At 36.3% G+C, this 18697-nt stretch carries 16 protein-coding genes; 13 read left to right on the top strand and 3 right to left on the bottom strand.

Annotation, left to right across the window (positions count from 1 at the left end):
- Nucleotides 1-19: 19 nt before the first annotated feature.
- The 5 genes from LQ188_RS11350 (at nt 20) to LQ188_RS11330 (ending at nt 4307) form a co-directional block, all read left to right on the top strand.
- Nucleotides 20-646, top strand: a complete 627-nt coding sequence (locus tag LQ188_RS11350; RefSeq protein WP_230176874.1) for a fumarylacetoacetate hydrolase family protein — start codon at nt 20-22, stop codon at nt 644-646.
- 251 nt (nt 647-897) lie between these two features.
- The gene (locus tag LQ188_RS11345; protein WP_101222280.1) at nt 898-1326 is read left to right on the top strand and encodes a MarR family transcriptional regulator; all 429 of its coding nucleotides are present in this window, start codon (nt 898-900) and stop codon (nt 1324-1326) included.
- Between the two features lie 805 nt (nt 1327-2131).
- Nucleotides 2132-3076 carry a sporulation protein gene (locus LQ188_RS11340; RefSeq protein WP_230176873.1) on the top strand — a complete coding sequence of 315 codons (945 nt, stop codon included), beginning with the start codon at nt 2132-2134 and terminating at the stop codon, nt 3074-3076.
- A gap of 57 nt (nt 3077-3133) precedes the next feature.
- Nucleotides 3134-3367, top strand: coding sequence for a hypothetical protein (locus LQ188_RS11335; RefSeq protein ID WP_230176872.1), 234 nt, complete (start codon nt 3134-3136; stop codon nt 3365-3367).
- Nucleotides 3368-4079: 712 nt separating this feature from the next.
- Complete coding sequence (locus tag LQ188_RS11330) at nt 4080-4307, top strand: hypothetical protein (protein ID WP_230176871.1); 228 nt, start codon at nt 4080-4082, stop codon at nt 4305-4307.
- A gap of 138 nt (nt 4308-4445) precedes the next feature.
- Here LQ188_RS11330 and LQ188_RS11325 read toward each other — a convergent pair whose 3' ends face one another.
- From LQ188_RS11325 to LQ188_RS11315, 3 genes are all read right to left on the bottom strand, one after another.
- The gene (locus LQ188_RS11325) at nt 4446-5153 is read right to left on the bottom strand and encodes an SDR family oxidoreductase (protein ID WP_230176870.1); all 708 of its coding nucleotides are present in this window, start codon (nt 5151-5153) and stop codon (nt 4446-4448) included.
- Nucleotides 5154-5295: 142 nt separating this feature from the next.
- Nucleotides 5296-6468: an MFS transporter gene (locus LQ188_RS11320; RefSeq protein WP_230176869.1), complete on the bottom strand. Its 1173-nt coding sequence runs from the start codon at nt 6466-6468 to the stop codon at nt 5296-5298.
- Between the two features lie 261 nt (nt 6469-6729).
- Nucleotides 6730-7476: an SDR family oxidoreductase gene (locus LQ188_RS11315; RefSeq protein ID WP_101222271.1), complete on the bottom strand. Its 747-nt coding sequence runs from the start codon at nt 7474-7476 to the stop codon at nt 6730-6732.
- A 183-nt stretch (nt 7477-7659) separates the two neighbouring features.
- Here LQ188_RS11315 and LQ188_RS11310 point away from each other — a divergent pair, with 183 nt between their 5' ends.
- From LQ188_RS11310 to LQ188_RS11275, 8 genes are all read left to right on the top strand, one after another.
- Nucleotides 7660-8205, top strand: coding sequence for a TetR-like C-terminal domain-containing protein (locus LQ188_RS11310; protein WP_101222270.1), 546 nt, complete (start codon nt 7660-7662; stop codon nt 8203-8205).
- Between the two features lie 223 nt (nt 8206-8428).
- The gene (locus tag LQ188_RS11305) at nt 8429-9091 is read left to right on the top strand and encodes a hypothetical protein (protein ID WP_230176868.1); all 663 of its coding nucleotides are present in this window, start codon (nt 8429-8431) and stop codon (nt 9089-9091) included.
- Between the two features lie 912 nt (nt 9092-10003).
- Entirely contained in the window at nt 10004-12748 is a 2745-nt protein-coding gene (locus tag LQ188_RS11300; protein WP_230176867.1) for a DUF3289 family protein, read from the top strand.
- Nucleotides 12741-13262: a hypothetical protein gene (locus LQ188_RS11295; protein ID WP_230176866.1), complete on the top strand. Its 522-nt coding sequence runs from the start codon at nt 12741-12743 to the stop codon at nt 13260-13262. Before LQ188_RS11300 ends, LQ188_RS11295 begins: the two co-directional genes overlap by 8 nt.
- 276 nt (nt 13263-13538) lie before the next feature.
- Nucleotides 13539-14036, top strand: a complete 498-nt coding sequence (locus tag LQ188_RS11290; RefSeq protein WP_230176865.1) for a hypothetical protein — start codon at nt 13539-13541, stop codon at nt 14034-14036.
- A 247-nt stretch (nt 14037-14283) separates the two neighbouring features.
- Nucleotides 14284-14625 (top strand): hypothetical protein, encoded by a 342-nt coding sequence (locus LQ188_RS11285; RefSeq protein WP_101226114.1) that lies wholly within the window; start codon nt 14284-14286, stop codon nt 14623-14625.
- 1079 nt (nt 14626-15704) lie between these two features.
- Nucleotides 15705-16793 carry a glycosyltransferase family 2 protein gene (locus LQ188_RS11280; protein WP_230176864.1) on the top strand — a complete coding sequence of 363 codons (1089 nt, stop codon included), beginning with the start codon at nt 15705-15707 and terminating at the stop codon, nt 16791-16793.
- A gap of 471 nt (nt 16794-17264) precedes the next feature.
- Nucleotides 17265-18697: hypothetical protein (locus LQ188_RS11275; RefSeq protein WP_230176863.1), on the top strand; the 1433-nt coding region annotated here is incomplete at its 3' end.

The following is an 18697-nucleotide window of genomic DNA, read 5'->3' as shown; positions in this document are numbered from 1 at the left end:
GAAAAGAGTGAGTTTAATAATGAAAGATATTAAAAATATCTATTGTGTAGGTCGAAACTATGCCTTGCATGCAAAAGAGTTGAATAATGAAATCCCAACTTCCCCTTTTTTATTTTCAAAACCGACTCATTCGCTTGTGGAAGCTAATGGACAGTCCATCACGTTGCCGAGTAATCAGGGTTCCGTTCATTTTGAAACTGAACTTGTTATACATATCGCAAAACAGTACGAATCAGGAATGAAAGTAGATGAAATAGTAGATGCCATGGCCATTGGGTTGGATTTAACACTTAGAGATGTTCAATCACAGTTAAAACAAAAACAGCATCCTTGGCTTTTGGCTAAAGGATTCAAAAATTCAGCAGTTGTTAGTGATTTTATTCCGTTTCCAGGTGTCGAAGCATGTGAACAATCAGATTTTTCCCTTTTAAAAAATGGAGAGCGTGTACAAGTCGGAAATATTAAGGACTTACTTTTTGATTTGCAAACCATTATAGAATTTACAGCAGAGCATTTTGGGCTTGGAAAAGGAGATATAATTTTTACCGGTACTCCAAGTGGCGTCGGTCCTCTTTCAGATCAAGACAAGCTTTCACTTAACTGGGGTGGAAATGAAATAGGATCCTGTTCAGTTATAATTCGTTAATGAATAAAGGCAGTCATTTTGACTGTTTTTTTTTATGGAATAACTCAATCTTAGACAAAAAGAAGAAACTCGTCTAAAATGAGAAGAACCATATAACATACATGGAAACGGCCAATATGGCACCACTTTTTCAAATAAGTTTGACCATTAAATTCTGGCTTTGGAGTATGTTAGAACTATTTATATGTCTTATGAAAATCAATTAAAGTGCCATATTTTAATTATATAGGATAGAACAGGGTGGAATGTGCATGAAGAACAACCAAGAAAAGAAGTATTTAGATAATTGGCTTTCTCTTACTAGTATTCAAATGAGCATTACGAATGAACTTGAAAGTGCTTTGCAAAAAAATCATAACCTGTCGTTAAAAGAGTTTTACGTACTTTACTTTTTATCCAAAACAAGCGATAAACAATTGAGGCTACAACAATTACAGGAGATGGTTGGATTAAGCCAAAGTGCTATATCAAGGCTGGTGGGCAGGCTAGAAGCAAAAAGCTGCGGAGCATTACAAAGGCATATATGTGAAGATGATCGAAGAGGCATCTATACACGTTTAACCACATTAGGAGAAGAAAAACTACAAATTTCCTTAAATACTGTTCATGAAATTCTTCACTCTGCTCTATCAAAAGGAAACCTTCAAGATGAATTACAATCCTTAATCCAAAAATTGTAATATGGTTCTTGTAATTTTAAGTGATAAGTGAAGTCGGTTATTTCTATATATCTTGGATAGGAATATCCCTTTAGCCCAGTAAGGTAATAATGAACGGATCTGTTGAGAAAGAGAGCAGGGATAATGCGGAATTAAATGTAAGCGCATGCATTTAAGGTTTTTTTTGACCACCGAGGATAAATTAAAGGCCATGGCTATAAAGTAATGGAGAAATCGGGAATATGACCATTTCAAAATAGCTTATCAAAGATGATATTCTTGTTATTAGAGTACTTTCAAAATTGTTAGCCCCTGGCATTTTTTTGAGCGAAAATTAAACTCTCTCTCTATATATGCTTCGACGTACAGTTGCTGGTTTTCACCCTAAATAAACAATAATATATATTATTCTCATCACCATTCCACCACATTCAATCGATAAAAGGTTTAGCAAAGTTTAATTCGATAAGAACCAAATTTCACTTGTGTTTGTACATAATTAGCCATTCATCACCAATGCATTATACATCCGTCTTTCAATGGGTGACCCTAACTTGCTGTATTCAGTCAAAGGAACATCATTTGTTTTTTCGCCTATTACATGAAAAATAAAAGCCAATAGTCCATCAACAATATCATTAAAAACATATTCATCTGAAGTCACCTACTGCGGTAAATTATTTGAAACTATTTTCATTTTTCGACGTAATACTATCAGGGATAAATTAAGAAATCTCATGAATTACAAATAGATTTCTTGTCCTATCTTATTACGCCCATTTTACATATGAATTCTAATAGAGGGTTGACGAAGGGAAGAGGAAGCATGTTCAAGAAAATATTAGCAAGCTTAGGAAAAGGAGCAGCAACTGTAGATTTACAATATGATAATCGTAATTATCAAGCTGGAGATAGCATTCAAGGGGAGGTAGTCATTCAAGGTGGTGAAGTGGAACAGAAAATCAATCAATTGACTGTACGGTTGATGATGAACGTGGTATTAAAACAAGGAAGCGTTTCTAAGGAAGTTGCCCATATACCATTAGTTAATCGAGATTGCATTCACCCCAAAGAACGTAAGGTCATTCCGTTTCATTACGTCCTACCTACGAATATACCTATTTCAAGGGGAACTGTCTCATACTATCTGGATACACATCTTGATATTGAGGGCGGAGTTGATCGTAAAGATGTAGACCGGCTGGTCATCCAATCCCAAAAATCTATCACATCCATTTTTAATGCAATGGCTCAATTAGGTTTTCGCGAGACAGCAAACTCGGGTAAACTCGACCAATATGGACAGGAATTTGCTTTTTTTCCCACTCAACAATTCATGGGACAGGTAAATGAAGTTGAAATGCGGTTTGCCAATGAAGAATCAGGTATCCGGGTCTGGATGGAAGTTGACTGTAAAAGCGGCTACAAGGAAATTGAAGCAAAACGTGAGTTTTATTTAAGTAAGAATATTCTCGAGCATGAAGCCGATCTTCATAAACTACTTGGAAAATATATATCGGAAGCTATTGATCAGCCTTATGCTTTTACACAGCCGTTCTCTTATTCCACCAACCATCATCATGGTCGCGCTTCCCAATTAGGAAACGCTATACCTGGAATGGTTGGTGGATTAGCAGTAGGTGTTTTAGGGTCGATGTTACTTACTGAGATGATGGATGGTTTTGATGTTGGGGAAATGGTTGAAGAAGCAATAGAAGATCTTGATGGGGGATTTGATTCATTTTTTGATAGTGGGGATGGGGAATCCTAAGTAAGCCATTAAATAGTCCTATGTTATGTTGCCGACTTTATTGGGGAAACCAATGTTATGGAAGTGGATTTATTAGAAATCCTTAATAATGAAAATCTATCAAAAGAGTTTTCGCAAGTTAAGAATTCAGGTAAAAAGCTTGTAATAAGACCTGAACAAACATTAGTCAAAGTCGCTTTCAGCCTAATCAAATTACGTTTGAGGCTAAATAAAAAAAGTCCATTTTTTATGTTCAAAAAGAGTGGTAGAGTGTGTATCAGGCTATCAGGAAATTGCTTGCTTGGGTACTAGAAAAGGCTTGGTGAAAATACTTTAATATGTTGGTACGCTCTGTTAAAGGAAACTTTACAGAGCTTTTTTTATTGAAGAAACTGGACGGCGGCGCAAACTCTTCACCGAAATTTAGCATTCATTTCATGCCTTCTCGGAACAGTTCAGTAAAAACGAAGTCATATCTAGCCGATTGTGATAAAAGGATTAGGTGAAGGCAATCATGAAGCTAATCATTTTATGTGGATAATAAGAGTCAAGAAAAGAAAAACATGTAGGTAACTGAGTTTGTAGACAAATGTATGATTGGAACGGAAGGTGCGAGACTCCTGAGGGAAAAGCGCGTCGAGGGGAGAAGACCCCAAAGGCGCAAAAGCGCAAAGGAGGCTCCCGGACCGCCCGCGGAAAGCGAGTGCCTGGAGTTCCAATCGACGTGAGGTTCTACAGTTTGATGTAGGTAACCTTTTTCATCCTAAATTAAAACATAAGGTTTTTTTGTTATACAACCTTTTGGGTAGAAGTGAAGAAAAGAAAATAAGAAAGCCCAACTATACCTACATAACTCCTTTAGAGATAACCACAAAGTTATGTTGATATCGACTTTTTGATTGCTGTTTGGTTTAATGCTTTCATCACCTGAAAATAGCCCTTCGGTTTTTGGCGTGAATAAAATGAATAAACAATCATATAAAGCCAATTCTATATACAAGAATGATAAAAAGGAGATTACATCGTGAAGCCATATGAAATAAAAAATATGATTATTGATGATGAGTTTGATGGTGAAGAATCGGTTACAGCTGATTTTACTCACAAATATAAAGATTATAGCATTACTTTTAAAAAAGAAGATCTTGAAGTAATTAATACATGGGTTTTTGAGGGTAATTCATCTCTTCCAGCAAATTTATCAAGTTCTATCATTGAATCATTAAGGGAAGAAATTAAAAAAAGAATCTAGTCAATTGGACTAGATCTTTTTTTGGTCATTTTCTTAATCGAGGAAAAATTTTGCCTTGTTAATATTGATGATAAAAGATAAGGTATTTATTGTATCGAACCACACTTAAACACAGAATAATGTGTTTAAACTGTAATGTTACCAATCGATTCGTTTTCCATCTCTAAAAAACCCACCATTAGGTCCTTCAGGTCCAATAGTTGCTAACCACAGGATAGACTCAGCTGCTTGCTTGGGTGTTCTTGGAGCAGATGATCCACCCATATCTGTACTTGCCCATCCCGGATCGACCGCATTTATTTTGATATCACCTTTGATTTCTGCAGCTACCAATCGTGTCAATCCATTAAGGGCAAATTTAGATATTTTATAAGCTCCTACTCCTGGATATGACATTTCGCTCATCGCCCCGTATTCTGAGGAAACATTAATGATTCTCCCATAGCCTTGCTTTTCCATGAGGGGAATAAAGGAACGGATCACATGGTAAACTCCAAAGAAATTGGTTGCCATTGTTTTCTCCAGAATGGAAGTGTCCATAGTCACTAAATTTTCACTCTCATCCAAATACACGCCAGCATTATTAATCAATACGTCCAATCTTCCATATTGCTCATTTACAGTAATCGCAGCTTGATGGATGCTTTCTTGATTGTTTACATCCATTACCAGAAACGACACGTCAAGATTTGAATCCTTAAGTCTTTGCGTACTTTCATGCCCTTTTTCTGGATCCCGACTTGCCAAAATGACCTTAAAACTATTCAAAGCCAATTGTTTGACCAGCTCATATCCAATTCCTCGATTCCCACCAGTGACAAGTGCAACTTTTATATCCTTTGACATAATATATCCTCCTTTTTTTCGGCTACTAATCTTGGGCCAGAGTAGAATTTTCCACACCCTAGAAATTCAATAAAAGAAAGTAGGGCAGGGAAAATAAAGCAATAATGAACAGGGAACTTTTATAGAATGTTGAATTTATTCCTTATCTAGATAGTTGTTGTGTAGGAGTAAACATGTAGTTTCTAAGAAAAATAGTTACCAAACTTAGTATCAATGATAGGATTCCTACTAATACGACGTATTGTGTACCCAGTTCTGATATAAATAACCCGCCTGCAGCTGCACCAATTGTTGTTCCTACGTTACAGGATGATATAAATAAGCCATTGGCGAAATCAGGCGCTTCGGGAGCTGAAGACGCAATCAAATATTGATTAATATTTGCCATTATTCCTCCGGCTAATATTCCCCAAATTAAAGTTGTAATTTCCATAGGTACGGTAAATTGTCCTGTGAAGAATAAAATGATGTAAACAGCACCCAATAACAAAGGAAAAGATACTACAGACTTAATGGCACTATGAGTAAGTAAATTTCCTGCGACAATGTTTCCGATAATACTGGCTCCACCGAAGACGAATAACGTTAAACTTATGGTATTCGGGGACATATTCGTAACTGTTTTCAGATATTCAGCAAAATAACTATAAACCCCAAATATAGCTGAGTTTAATAAAATGACAGTCACGATGGAAAGCCATAAAATAGGTTTTTTTAATACGGAAAGTTGTGTACCATAAGAAATTCTTTCCTCAACAGGTATAGATGGAACAAAAATCAATGTAGCAATGAATACAATAGCATTAACAATAGCAAAGAATGCCATCGCCATTTCATACGAAACGGCACTATCAATAAAATTTGCGATCGGTACGCCGGCTACCATACCCGCAGATACACCGATAAATACTTTAGAAACAGCTTTTGGAGCTTCTTCTTTACTTACTGAGGAAGCAGCTACTGTAAATGCCAAAGAACAATAAATTGGATGGAAGAAGGCTGGAATTATACGAGCAATTAATAGAATGGTAAAATTAGATGTAAATATGGATACAATGTTTCCTATAACGAAAACTCCTAATACAAGTAACATGACCTTCTTACGATTTATCCCGGAAAACAATAACGGCATCGTTGGTCCAGATACAGCAATAGTAAGAGCAAAAAGACTCACAAGCAATCCTGCTTTTGATATGCTGACATTGAAGTGATCAGCAATGGAGGGCATTAACCCAATAACCCCCATTTCGGTATTTAAGATGCCGAAAACTCCTATGGTCAATATGAAAATCAGCAAGTTATTTCGTTTAGTCATAAAATGGATCTCCTACTTTCAGTACAGTGTCATTTTGTAATTGCGTAAAGGGGGAGATTTTTAAGGGTATTAGATAACTTTCAATTTAGCTGTTTTCTCCATTAATATCCAGACCTTTTAAACAATATCAGTTTTTTAAAATCCTCTTTGTTCCTGTCTCTGAATAAATTTCAAAGTATAATGTGCCAGGCTGTCGAGGTCTACTCGACAGCCTGAGCTTTAGAAAATGAATAGCGCTAGTTTTATCTCATCTTGTAATTATTACCATGGTTGACTTGTTGGTCCAATTGTAAACTCATTAATGTTCGTATCTTTTGGCTGATCAATAGCGAATGCCACAATATTGGCAACTCGATCAGGTGCAATACCATATTGTTCGTACAACGCAGTCATACCTTCTGAAATATTCTTATCAGTAATCGTATCCAACAATTCCGTGTTAATCGCTGCTGGATAAATTGTTGCTGTGCGGATGTTAGTACCTTCTTGGGCAGATTCCATACGCAAAACTTCCATTAAATCACGAACAGCCCACTTTGTTGCGCCATAAACCGCACCGCCTGGGTAAGCTTTAAGCCCAGCTACTGATGAAGTAGTGATGATATGTCCAGACTTTTGCGATGTAAATGTTGGCAATACTGCGGCGATACCATTCAATACACCTTTAATATTAACGTCAACCATACTGTTCCATTCGTCAGTTTTTAATTCGGAAAGTGGTGAATTAGGCATTATTCCAGCGTTCAAGAAGATTACATCGACACCACCAAAAGTGTCTTTAGCTTGTTGAACAAGCTGATGACTATCATCTGGATTAACAACATCTGTGACGCGATAAGCAGCTTGTCCACCAGCTTTTTGAATTTCCTCAGTCAATGCTTTTAATTTGTCTTCGCGACGAGCGCCCAAAACAACTTTAGCACCTTTACTGGCCAATAATTTTGCAGTTGCTTCACCAATTCCAGATGAGGCCCCAGTGATTATAATTACTTTGTTTTCAATTGTCATTTCGTATCATCCCTTCATGTAAAAAAAACTACATTTGATGTTTTCTCGACACCTGTCTATAATCTAAAATATAAATATAAACAAAACAAGGCATATAAATCGTTAATTTAATCAGTTTTGATGTTTAAACAACAAATCAATAAAAATTGTTGACTATCTCAGTGAAAGTATGGTGTCAATAACATGGCAAAAGTGGATAGAAGAATTGTTAGAACTCAAGATGCAATAAAAAAAGCATTTCTTGAATTGATGTCAGAAAAAAATTTCGATAGCATTACCATTCAGGATATTTCTGACAGGGCAAATATTAACCGTGCAACGGTTTATCTTCATTACTTGGATAAATTCGATCTGTTGGATAAGATCATAGAAGAACATATAAATAACATGGTTAACCTTTGTGAAACGGAAGCTGAAATGGATTGGATTGAATCGACTGTACACTGTATGGAATATCTTGAAAGTAATTATTTATTTTTTTCGACGATGTTGGTGAGTGAAGGAGCTCCGTACTTTCGCAGCCGGTTTGTTCAGCATAATATCGAAGAGTTCAAAAAAGACGTCGATATAACAAAAGGGAAAAATTTTGGTCAAAGCGAAGATGTAGTTGTTGAATTTGTTGCAAATGCTTACGTAGGTGTAGTGGAATGGTGGCTAAAAAATGGCATGCCTTATCCACCAGAGGAAATGGCAGAAAAAGTGGGGGATTTATTAGAGAGGATTTTATAGAGTGTATCGCATGATAAATCTACTTTAGCTGAAGGTCGGAGCTGTATTTAAGGCAGCTCTTTTCTTATGGATTATTGGAAACGGCATTAGCGCCTCTGGTAAAGATGACCTGCTTGGAATCCTTTTCGGGTACTTTTTTGTATGCTTCGGAGATCGTTTAGGTATAAGGTTTGGTATAATTGGTTGAAGTATGATGGAAAAGTTATAGAGATGAGGAGAATATTTGAAAAAAGCATCACTTGTTTTATTTTCTATTTTATTATTGGGGTTATTGGGTTGTGAAGCATTAAACACGGAGAACAAGAAAGCCAATTCTGAAGATAAAATAGTCAAAGAAGATGAAGAAAAAACAGTCAAAGAAGATGAAGAAGTCAAATCTCTTTATACGGTAGACAGCTATATGAAGTCAGTCGAAGAAAACCTTGAAGCAAAATCGGAAACATTTATCAGTAATATAAAGGAGTTACATAAATACACCATTTACTCTAAAGTGGAATTATTGGATTTTGTAGCATTTGTAGATGATCCTTCCGAGTTTAACTTATCCATTACTATGTTCTCAATGGATAGACAGGCTAATGAAGTCTTTAACGAGGGTAAGGATTCTACTATCTTTGCAGGTAGTAAGGGTATGATTGAAAATGTAAGATACACCCACCTTTTAGGTAATCAAACAGGAGACTTTTGGGATTTCTACGAAAAAAATGAAGAAGAAATTAACCTTGCAGAAAAACAAGCGTTTGCTACTTGGGTCGCAGATTGCTGGAAAAAAGCAGATGGACAAGCAATAACATTGCCAGCCTACTTTTCTCTTCACGATGATTATGAATCCTTTGATTTAAAGAAAAATCAGTGGGTTACAGATGATGAGAAATGGTCTTATTGACACATTAAGGAGGGACCTTTATCCAAATTGTTCCTCATATGAGTAAAGACCTTCAATTGAAGGTCTTTTTTGTTCATTCATCGGTTACATAGTAAACCTGCAATGGCTAAAGAAATGAACCCTAAAATTGTACAGAGTGTGGTATCTAAAATAAAGTCACGTTGTTTATAAAACCTGAGATATTTTGAATAAAGTCGCGATGTTTGCAAAAAAGTTACGATGCTTTGCCCCTTTGTGGTTATCTAAAGGGGTTTTCTTATAGGAAAAGGAAAGTACATATGAATCAAAAGGTGGCTTAAAAGAAAATTGGCTATATATTGGTTCAATCTCTAAAATAAGATCATTAATTCATAAGTCTGATAAAAATATATAGGAAATCTTTACCTTATATTCCATAATTTTAATCTGTAAACTAATACTTAGTTGAAAAAATTATTTTTAGGGAGGAAAGGAGAAAAAATGAATTTATCCCTCAAGGAACTATAAGAGCTGTTACTGTTTATTTTATGCTCTTCAATGCTTTTTGCATTTTCGCCACAGTCTTAGGAACAAAAAGCATCATCCCCTGACACTTTTCATATAAACGGTTGAGGAGCTAAACGGGATTCATTAATTGGTTTACAGTCCGAAAATCTATTGGATCAAAGATTTATTTATGTTCGGTTAATTTAAAAAGACAATGAACTAGGTGTCTTTCTGATTTATTAAATTTCAGAATATTCAGCATTATTTTCGTTTGGAGTAAATTCCTATTTATGCTTTTGATAGGTACTAACTAGTTGCATTAGAAAATTACAATTGTAAAGGCGTTGATTTAATGACGTTAACTCAAGGATTTTGACAATATTTCTTTGGATGGGAACCATATCGTAAATAGGTTAAATTAATATTCTTATAGAGGTGATTATCACGTTGAAAAATAAAGTAAAAAGTATATTGAGTTTTTTATTGATCTTTGCAATGATTTTCGGCGGAATTGGGCAAGCGGCGGTTGCCAAGGGCAATAACTCTAGTCAGCAAAATGTAAAACAATGGTTAAGTGAATATGAATTCTATGAGGACACCAGAATTGCGAAAATCTATGATCAGATTGCAATAAATGAATTAAAGCGTTTCGCGACAGTCATAAAAGAAACTAATGCTAAGTTTGATTCTAAACTGATAGCGGAATTTGATGAAATCGGAGACTTTAAACAAAAAGATATTAATGAACTTGATGTACTTCAACAATTGATTAACCAATATGAACAAGCTGTTCAAGAGGAGTATATACATGAGTCGGTTCTTAAAAGTGATCGGCTCTTGGAAATCAAACATAAGTTAACCATATGTCTATGGGGGTATGTAACAAAAAACGATTTTAATGAACCAACTGAAGTATTACTTGCAGATATACTCTTTAATTTTTATTTATCGGATAAAATTGTCAATAAAAATGCTATCGGCATCTTAAAGGATATCTCCGATCAAGCAGATCAAAAAGGAAATAAACTAAAAGCTCATTTGAATAACGCTGGTAAAATGTCTGAAAAAGGTAATGAGTTTCTAGAAAAAGATCTAGCTGTCCCTGCATCAAAATCCTATCAAAATGCATATAAACAAGTGTTATTCGGACTTGAAAAAGCAGGCTATTCATTTAACACAGAATTCTTTGAATCTACCTCTGAAACGGATGGTGATACTTTAACAGATGGAATAGAATTCCTAGAGGGAATGAATCCATTTAAAAAGGATACAGATGGTGATGGATTGCAGGACAATATTGAATATGAGGTCAAATCATTTATTTCCCCGACAAAATATGATTCAGATCGTAATGGCATAAGTGATGCAGATGAAGATATCGATGAAGACGGCCTGATTAATAAAGACGAGCAAGCTAATCAAACAAATTTGATTAAAGGAGACTCAGACCAAGATGATTTAACTGACGGATTTGAAGTACATCAGTTCGATTCATTACCTAATAAGTATGATACAGATAACGATGGGTTAAGTGATGGAGATGAATATGCTTTAAAGACAAATCCGAATGCTGCAGACGGCGACAATGACGGAAGCGAGGATTCACAAGAACTCTATAAACAATCGATTAGTAAATCATTGATTCAGCCTGATAAATCAGAAATTAAAAGCGTAGAAGTTGGGTTTAGTGCAAAGGATAATATTAATAAAACGACTAGAATTAGCAGCACAAACAACATAAATATTAAAACAACTAATTTACACGGTATTATTGGTTCTCCTGTAAGCATCAATACGCAATCAGAATTTGAGAAAGCAAGCATTCAGTTTACGTTTGATGAAGCGAAGCTCGGAGACACGTTGGAAGATGATCTAGCCATCATTTGGTACAATGAAGACGAGGAAATGTTTGAAAGCATTAACACTGTGTTAGATACAAGTAAAAATACAATAAGTGTGGAAACTACTCACTTTGGTGAATATCTGGTTGTTGATAAGGCAAAATGGTTGGAGCTATGGAATAGGGAAATAGACTACTCAGGGACGCATGATGTAAATAAAGATCTGCTTAACAATCTTGCAACGAAGACAGTAGGTGATGTAGGAAGAGATGACGAAAATGGTATATCAGGTGATGTAGAAATTGATAAAACAGATTCGGACGGGGATGGCTTATACGACAGCTATGAAATTGAAGGAATGAAAACACCGTACGGTATAATTTACTCAGATCCTAACAAGAAGGATAGTGACGGAGATGGATTAACCGATGGGCAAGAAATGGGGCAATTAAAATCATTCACGGTAGAAATTTTTGGAGTTAAAATTCATTATGAAGGTTTCTTTCCAGCCAGTTTCCCTGACCGAAAAGATAGTGACGGAGATGGAAAGTTTGATAATGAGGATTTGAGACCGTTGTACTCTGATTTTACCGATACAGAAATTTATCAATCAGATAGACCAGAAGGCTATGATGAAAATGGAAATATAGCGAATGATATGAAAACAAATGATTATACAGAAGATGAAATAAAAGATATTAGCTGGATGTTCAGATTCCAATTACTTGAATCTTATTTCCCAGGTATTCTCTTTTATGAGTTCGAGGATATGACAACAAGCTTGTTTTCCATGGGAGATATGGAAGAGGTTATTTTAGATATGATTAATCATTTTAAAGAGGGAACTGGTAAAGAGTACAAAAACCAGACTTTAACTAAAGAAGCAAGTGAGCATGAAACAACGAAAGCCTATGTTGAATTTGTCAAAAATGCCTTAGTTGATGAGCTAAAGAAAAATGGAGGTAATTTGGCAGCACTTAAGTTGGATAAAAGTACAAAGAATACAAATGAATTTTATAATTTGATACAGAGAAATGCTAGTTATCCGACGTTTAGCACCTGGAGTGATCGAGTAGGTGGACTTACAATTACAGTAAATGATACTTGGGGGAATACGGTATCCGTAAAAGATTTTTCTGTAGAGAATAATCACTTTAAAGGAGTCATGCGTGTTCGTTTATATGATCATTTTGGGTTGGATCGGCCAGATGTTGAGAAGGAGTATGTCAACTTAGCAGGATTCCGTTCCTGGTTTGTCTTACAGCATTATGATGAATATAATGGCAAATATAAGCCCTTTGTTACTGTAATGGAAATGGATGTACCATTTGAGGGGAAATTGAGTGATTAAAGTTAATTTGAAAATTATAGTTTTAATGATTTGTATATTCTTAATTCCATTAAACTTAATTGGATGTATAAAGAATGAGGAATCAAGTGGGGAAACAAAGATTTTCGAAATTGAAAATACAGAAGAGATCTTTGGTAAAAAGGATGAAGAAGAGGTGACTGTTAAAAAGCATTATATGATTCTAAATCCACCAAAAGATTTAATAGAATTGAAAGAAATAGTTGAAAAATACAGTATGGAACATCCAGTTGAAGAAGAAATAAAAGTAATGGAAGGAAAAAACAGGATTTTTGATATATCCTTTTATAGGGAAAGTGAGGATTTGCCAAGAGACTGGCAGCTTGATGAAAGTTACATGAATACAGATCGGCTAGAACATCATAAGAATGATCTAATTGCATATATAATTTGGTCAGATGCTGAAACACAAAAAGAATACAATGTTTATGATAAAAATAAGGAAGGAAAGGTAATCAAGAGTGAGCATTTTATTGAGGATCAGCTTGTTGAGTGATACTCTATCCATACCCTTAAAGGGGTAAAATGGAAATTACCTTTCTTAGTGAACTAATGGTTGGCTTTAGCTGAAGATCGGAGCTGTCTTTAAGGCAGCTCTTTTCTTTTGGAACTATTGGGGCAGGTTAGTGGAAGAAGGAAACAAGTGATTTAATGTAGTTTTATACATAAATGACTCGTTCGCTAACACAGAAAAAGTTTTACTCTCGTTTATGATATAATTTCGATTGAATAATATCGAATTATACTATGACTATTAGATTGGTTGTTGAAGATGAAAAGGAAGAAAAAGAAGAAAAACGAATCAAATATAATTAAAATGACATTTGGAAAGAATTCTTATGTTAAGGACGATGAAACAGATTTTATATTTGCGTGGTTACATCCTATTATTTCGTGTAGGTTATGTATCAAGTATTTTATAAAATGGATAACGTCTGTGGATTCTTCTTTGGCACCTACTGTTCATCGTTATTACATTTTATTCTTTACATTGATATTGAGGTCATTTTTGTGGATTTATATTGGAATGGGGATTGGGGTAGTCTCAAATGATAAGTCAGATGGTATGAGGTTAGTGACAGAGATTCCAATGACTATTGGAATGTCATTTTTAAGTATATTTGGACTGTTGTTGGTTATACGGATTGTAATTTCTTTCTTTGAACTGATCAGACTATTTAAAAAGGATAACTTATTTTTGTATGGTTTGGGAGTTACTGTTGTATATGGATTTATTGGCATGATTTTGTTGGGAAGTGCACTGTGGTAGTTTTATATACATGTTCTTCTTCAAGTAACGGGGTAGCATTCCTGTATTAACTGAAATACTAAAAAGTTTGTGAAGAAATCTACTTAAACTAACGGGTGCGTTAGCTGAAGACCGGAGCTGTCTTTAAGGCAGCTTTTTTCTTATGGAACTAACGGGGCAGTTTAGTTGAATAAGAAAATGTTATAAAATAGAGAGTTGAAAGGTGATGCGGATAGTAAGTAATTCAGTTGATATAGGGGATGTTTATATGAATTGGAACTGGAATGAAACCACTATAGATTTTCCATTCTCGTCCAAAAACTTAAAGAACTTGTTAAATACCGTATGTAGAAAAGAAAACAGATTTTCACAATATGAGTTAATTAAGTGGTGTGATAACCTCACAATGGCTTTTGAGGAAGATGAAGCTGGAGAATTTAATGAATTTGATGAAATAGCTTTTGGAATAGCACGAGATATTGAATGTCAATGGGATTTATTTTTGGTAAATACTTACTCATTAAAAGAATTGCTGAACTTAGACCTCTCAAAAGTAAAGTTACCTCAAGATTGGTTTATAGAGTGGTTAGAGCAATTAAACGAGAAATAAAAGGTAACTACTTATTCAGATAACAAGGTACTTTACTTCTAATAAGGGAGTTGCTTTTGCAGCTCTTTTTCTTATGGAGCTAAAGGGGCAGGTTAGTTGCATAAAGGGATGGAAAATCGACCCAAATATAACTTGTTTTATGTTAAAGTTTAAGAAACATAACTTTTCAAAGGAGCTCATTGTTCAAAAGACATTTATTATTGTTTCTTATTTGTTATTCCTTTTTCCTCTAATGTTCATTGTGAATTTTCTGTTTGATATTGTTACACTCGAAAAGATACAAGGATTGCCTATATTTTTTCCTTTAGTATTTTGTGCTATTGGTCTTTTCTTCGCTTTAAAAGCACATAAAATACAAAAGGATGTTTTGACGCTTGGTGCTATCATTTTAAATTCGGTCTTATTAATGTTTCCTTTTGTATATATGATTTTAGGAACATTTTTATTTGGTGTTTAAGTTTATATAATACCGAAGACCTTTCTTCAATTAACAGATGTTCGGACGAGTTAAGGTTGGAGTGTTTAGTAGGGAGAGGGCTTCTTATAGGAATATCAAGTAGACTGTATTCTATGAAAGAAACAGTTACTTGTTTTCTCATGATATCTTTACTTTTTGTGTTAAGTATTGAGATTTAAACAGGTGCCTTTAAGAAGAAAAAACATATCCCCTATCAAATATCTTGTATTGATTTGTCTATTTTGTTTATTAACCATGAACTAAATTTATACTGTATTGTTCAATTCATTTTTGAACAATTTCAATAATTTTTTGAAGTATTATACTTAAACTAATGGATGCTTTAGCGCCATAAGAGGGCTGCCAATTGGCGGCCTTTTGAATGTACGATCATTAACATAATCATACATTTGGTGTTTACAAATATAAACAAAATTATAAACAAATAGAGTCCTTCAGCAAAGGAATTGCAACAAAAGATGCGTTTGCAAAAAAAGATCTTAAATTTCCTGCAATTGACGATTTTCCTTGGTCATGTCTTGAATTTAATTAGGTCATACTTACGCTATCTCCAGACACTATAGCAGGCAGAAACTAATATGCTGTTATTGGAGGTGGTTTAATGGGCGGGATTTCAATTAGTTTATGCATGATTGTAAAAGATGAAGAAGATTCACTTTCTAACTGTCTTGCTTCTGTAAGGGAACTAGTCGATGAAATTATCATCATTGATACAGGATCAAAAGATAACACGAAACAAATTGCCTCAGCCTTCACTGATCATGTTTATGATTTTGAATGGATCGATGACTTTTCGGCTGCGAGAAACTTCGCTTTTTCTAAAGCGACAAAAGAATATATATTTTGGCTTGATGCGGATGATATTTTAACTGAAGAGAATCAGGAGAAATTTTCAACCCTGAAAAAAGAGCTTCCTCCTCACTTCGATTCTGTCATGATGTTTTATCATCTTTCTTTTGATGGGAATGGAAACCCCAGCTTCAGTTCCAGGCGGAACCGGCTCGTAAAACGGGAAAAGAACTTTCAATGGATAGGATTCGTTCATGAGTATCTTGAAGTAACCGGACTCACATTTCAATCGGATATTGCCATACATCATAAAAAGGAAAAAAGCTTTAATGATCGTAATTTGAGAATTTACAAGAATGTCCTTCAATCAGGAATTGATTTTTCACCGCGCGACAAATATTACTATGCGAATGAATGCAATGACCATGGTTTATATGATGATGCCATCAAGTGGTATCGTAAATTTCTTGAAGAGGGTAAAGGATGGAGTGAGGATAACATTCAAGCATGCGGCAAGTTGGCGGACTGCCATATTCAATTTAAAGATTGGGTTTCAGCAGTCCAGAGCTGTTTAAAGTCTTTCGAGTACGATACACCAAGAGGGGAAATCTGCTGTCGGCTCGGATACATCCATTTGGAGCAACATGATTATGAACGCTCCATATTCTGGTACAATCTAGCAACACAAATAGAAATACCTGAAACAAAAAGCCCTTTTATCGAGCGGAATTGTTACACATGGCTGCCGCACATTCAGCTTTGCGTATGTTTTGACCGCATCGGCAAGCTAGAGGAATCAAAAAGGCATAATGAGTTAGCTGCTGATTACTTTCCAGATCACCCTTCCATCGACTATAACCGCAGATACTTTAAGAGTATCGAAAAAAAGGAAAAAAGCTGATCCCTTGAACGCCAAGGGATTAGCCTTTTTTTGCTTCTCGAAAAGTTAATTTGGATCTTTTAATCGTAAAAATGGGGATGATTCCACTAGCCATGCAGAAAACTGGAAAAAGAAGAAATACGAATGCTAATGGTTTTTTTACTCGTTCGAGAATTTATGAATACTGAAACTACATAATGTAGGTTTCAGTTTTTTTTACAGCAATCCAAGAAAAAAATACCCTTATTTAAGGGCAGAATAGCTCTATAAAAATATTGATTATCTTTAGACTAAATAAAAAATACAGATTGATATTTTCCTTATTTTTGTATAACACAGGGTATTTTACAAGGACAAAGGGTTTGTGCCGTTTCACTGTTGTTGCAAATTTCATAAAGTATTATAAGGTTCTAAAGCCAAATTAAAACACCTAGTATTTGGAGAAAATTAAATTCATTTGTATTTTTATAAAAAAAGTAGGTGGAACAAAGTATGCCAGAATTTTTTGATGAAATAACATCTCAAAATGCTTCCTATGCTAACTCCATTAATATTCCCACTTCGTCTGCTTATCAATTTTTTGGACAAGTTGGCCTTAATGTTAGCGAAGCAAATCCAACTTCAATGATTCGTGTTCAATTTGATGGGATCATCACCTTAAGAGTAAATCCACAAGCCAGTGTTCCTGTGAATTCTATTGAAATTAAAATTGTTAGAGGGACCAATCCTAATGCTAATACAATTTTTACCGGTATTAAGACTATTGTACTTAATGGCTCTGAGGCCGGACCGCATGAGTACTCATTTTCAGCTGCAGATTACAATGTCCCCAAAGGTTCAGGATCTTTAGTATATACAGCTTTTGTTCGTAACATTACTGGTTCAGTTGATACAGATGTAACGCGTGTTGGTCCAGAGAGCTTTAATGCGATAGCTGGTGGAATTACAGGGACAACAGGAGCGACGGGTGCCACAGGGCCAACAGGGCCAACAGGGGCAACAGGGGCAACCGGAATCACAGGCGCAACGGGAGCCACAGGGGCCACGGGAGATCCAGGAGCGACAGGAGCGACGGGTGCTATAGGAGTCGCAGGGGTCACGGGAGCCACAGGAATTACAGGAGCCACGGGAGTTACGGGTGCCACAGGAATCACAGGAGCCACCGGGGATCCAGGTGCGACAGGAACCACAGGAGCAACAGGAATCACAGGCGCAACGGGAGATCCAGGGGCGACAGGAGCAACGGGAACTACAGGAGCCACGGGAGATCCAGGAGCGACAGGAACCACAGGAATTACAGGGGCCACGGGAGATCCAGGAGTGACGGGTGCTACAGGAATTACAGGGGCCACGGGAGATCCAGGGGCAGCAGGAGCAACAGGAGCAACAGGAGTTACAGGAGCCACGGGAGCAACAGGAGCTACAGGAGCCACGGGAGCGACAGGAGCTACAGGAGCCACAGGAATTACAGGAGCGACGGGAGATTCTGGGGCAACAGGAGCAACGGGAGCAACAGGAGCTACAGGAGCCACGGGAGCTACAGGAGCGACGGGAGCCACGGGAGCAACAGGAATCACAGGAGCCACGGGAGATACAGGAGCCACAGGAGCAACGGGGGCAACAGGAATTACAGGAGCAACGGGAGATACGGGTGCGACAGGAGCTACAGGAGCAACAGGAGATCCAGGTGCGACAGGGGCTACAGGAGCCACGGGAACTACAGGAGCAACGGGAGATCCAGGAGCCAAAGGAGCTACCGGCGCAACAGGAGTAACGGGTGCCACAGGAGCAACGGGAGCCACAGGGGAAACAGGAGCCACAGGAATTACAGGGGCTACGGGTGCGACAGGAATTACGGGAGCCACAGGAGATTCAGGAGCCACAGGGGCAACAGGAGCAACGGGAGCCACAGGAGCAACGGGTGC

The sequence above is a fragment of the Peribacillus sp. Bi134 genome (assembly GCF_918698065.1).
GTDB lineage: Bacteria > Bacillota > Bacilli > Bacillales > DSM-1321 > Peribacillus.
Note: the sequence above shows the minus strand (reverse complement) of the source record. Positions and strands in the feature narration are given on the sequence as shown.

Bases quoted from the DNA above. Each gene is read 5' to 3' on its own strand.
- LQ188_RS11350 (WP_230176874.1), top strand. From the start codon at position 20: ATGAAAGATATTAAAAATATCTATTGTGTAGGTCGAAACTATGCCTTG.
- LQ188_RS11280 (WP_230176864.1), top strand. From the start codon at position 15,705: ATGGGCGGGATTTCAATTAGTTTATGCATGATTGTAAAAGATGAAGAA.
- LQ188_RS11345 (WP_101222280.1), top strand. From the start codon at position 898: ATGAAGAACAACCAAGAAAAGAAGTATTTAGATAATTGGCTTTCTCTT.
- LQ188_RS11335 (WP_230176872.1), top strand. From the start codon at position 3,134: ATGGAAGTGGATTTATTAGAAATCCTTAATAATGAAAATCTATCAAAA.
- LQ188_RS11320 (WP_230176869.1), bottom strand. From the start codon at position 6,468: ATGACTAAACGAAATAACTTGCTGATTTTCATATTGACCATAGGAGTT.
- LQ188_RS11290 (WP_230176865.1), top strand. From the start codon at position 13,539: ATGAAAAGGAAGAAAAAGAAGAAAAACGAATCAAATATAATTAAAATG.
- LQ188_RS11325 (WP_230176870.1), bottom strand. From the start codon at position 5,153: ATGTCAAAGGATATAAAAGTTGCACTTGTCACTGGTGGGAATCGAGGA.
- LQ188_RS11310 (WP_101222270.1), top strand. From the start codon at position 7,660: ATGGCAAAAGTGGATAGAAGAATTGTTAGAACTCAAGATGCAATAAAA.
- LQ188_RS11285 (WP_101226114.1), top strand. From the start codon at position 14,284: ATGAATTGGAACTGGAATGAAACCACTATAGATTTTCCATTCTCGTCC.
- LQ188_RS11315 (WP_101222271.1), bottom strand. From the start codon at position 7,476: ATGACAATTGAAAACAAAGTAATTATAATCACTGGGGCCTCATCTGGA.
- LQ188_RS11340 (WP_230176873.1), top strand. From the start codon at position 2,132: ATGTTCAAGAAAATATTAGCAAGCTTAGGAAAAGGAGCAGCAACTGTA.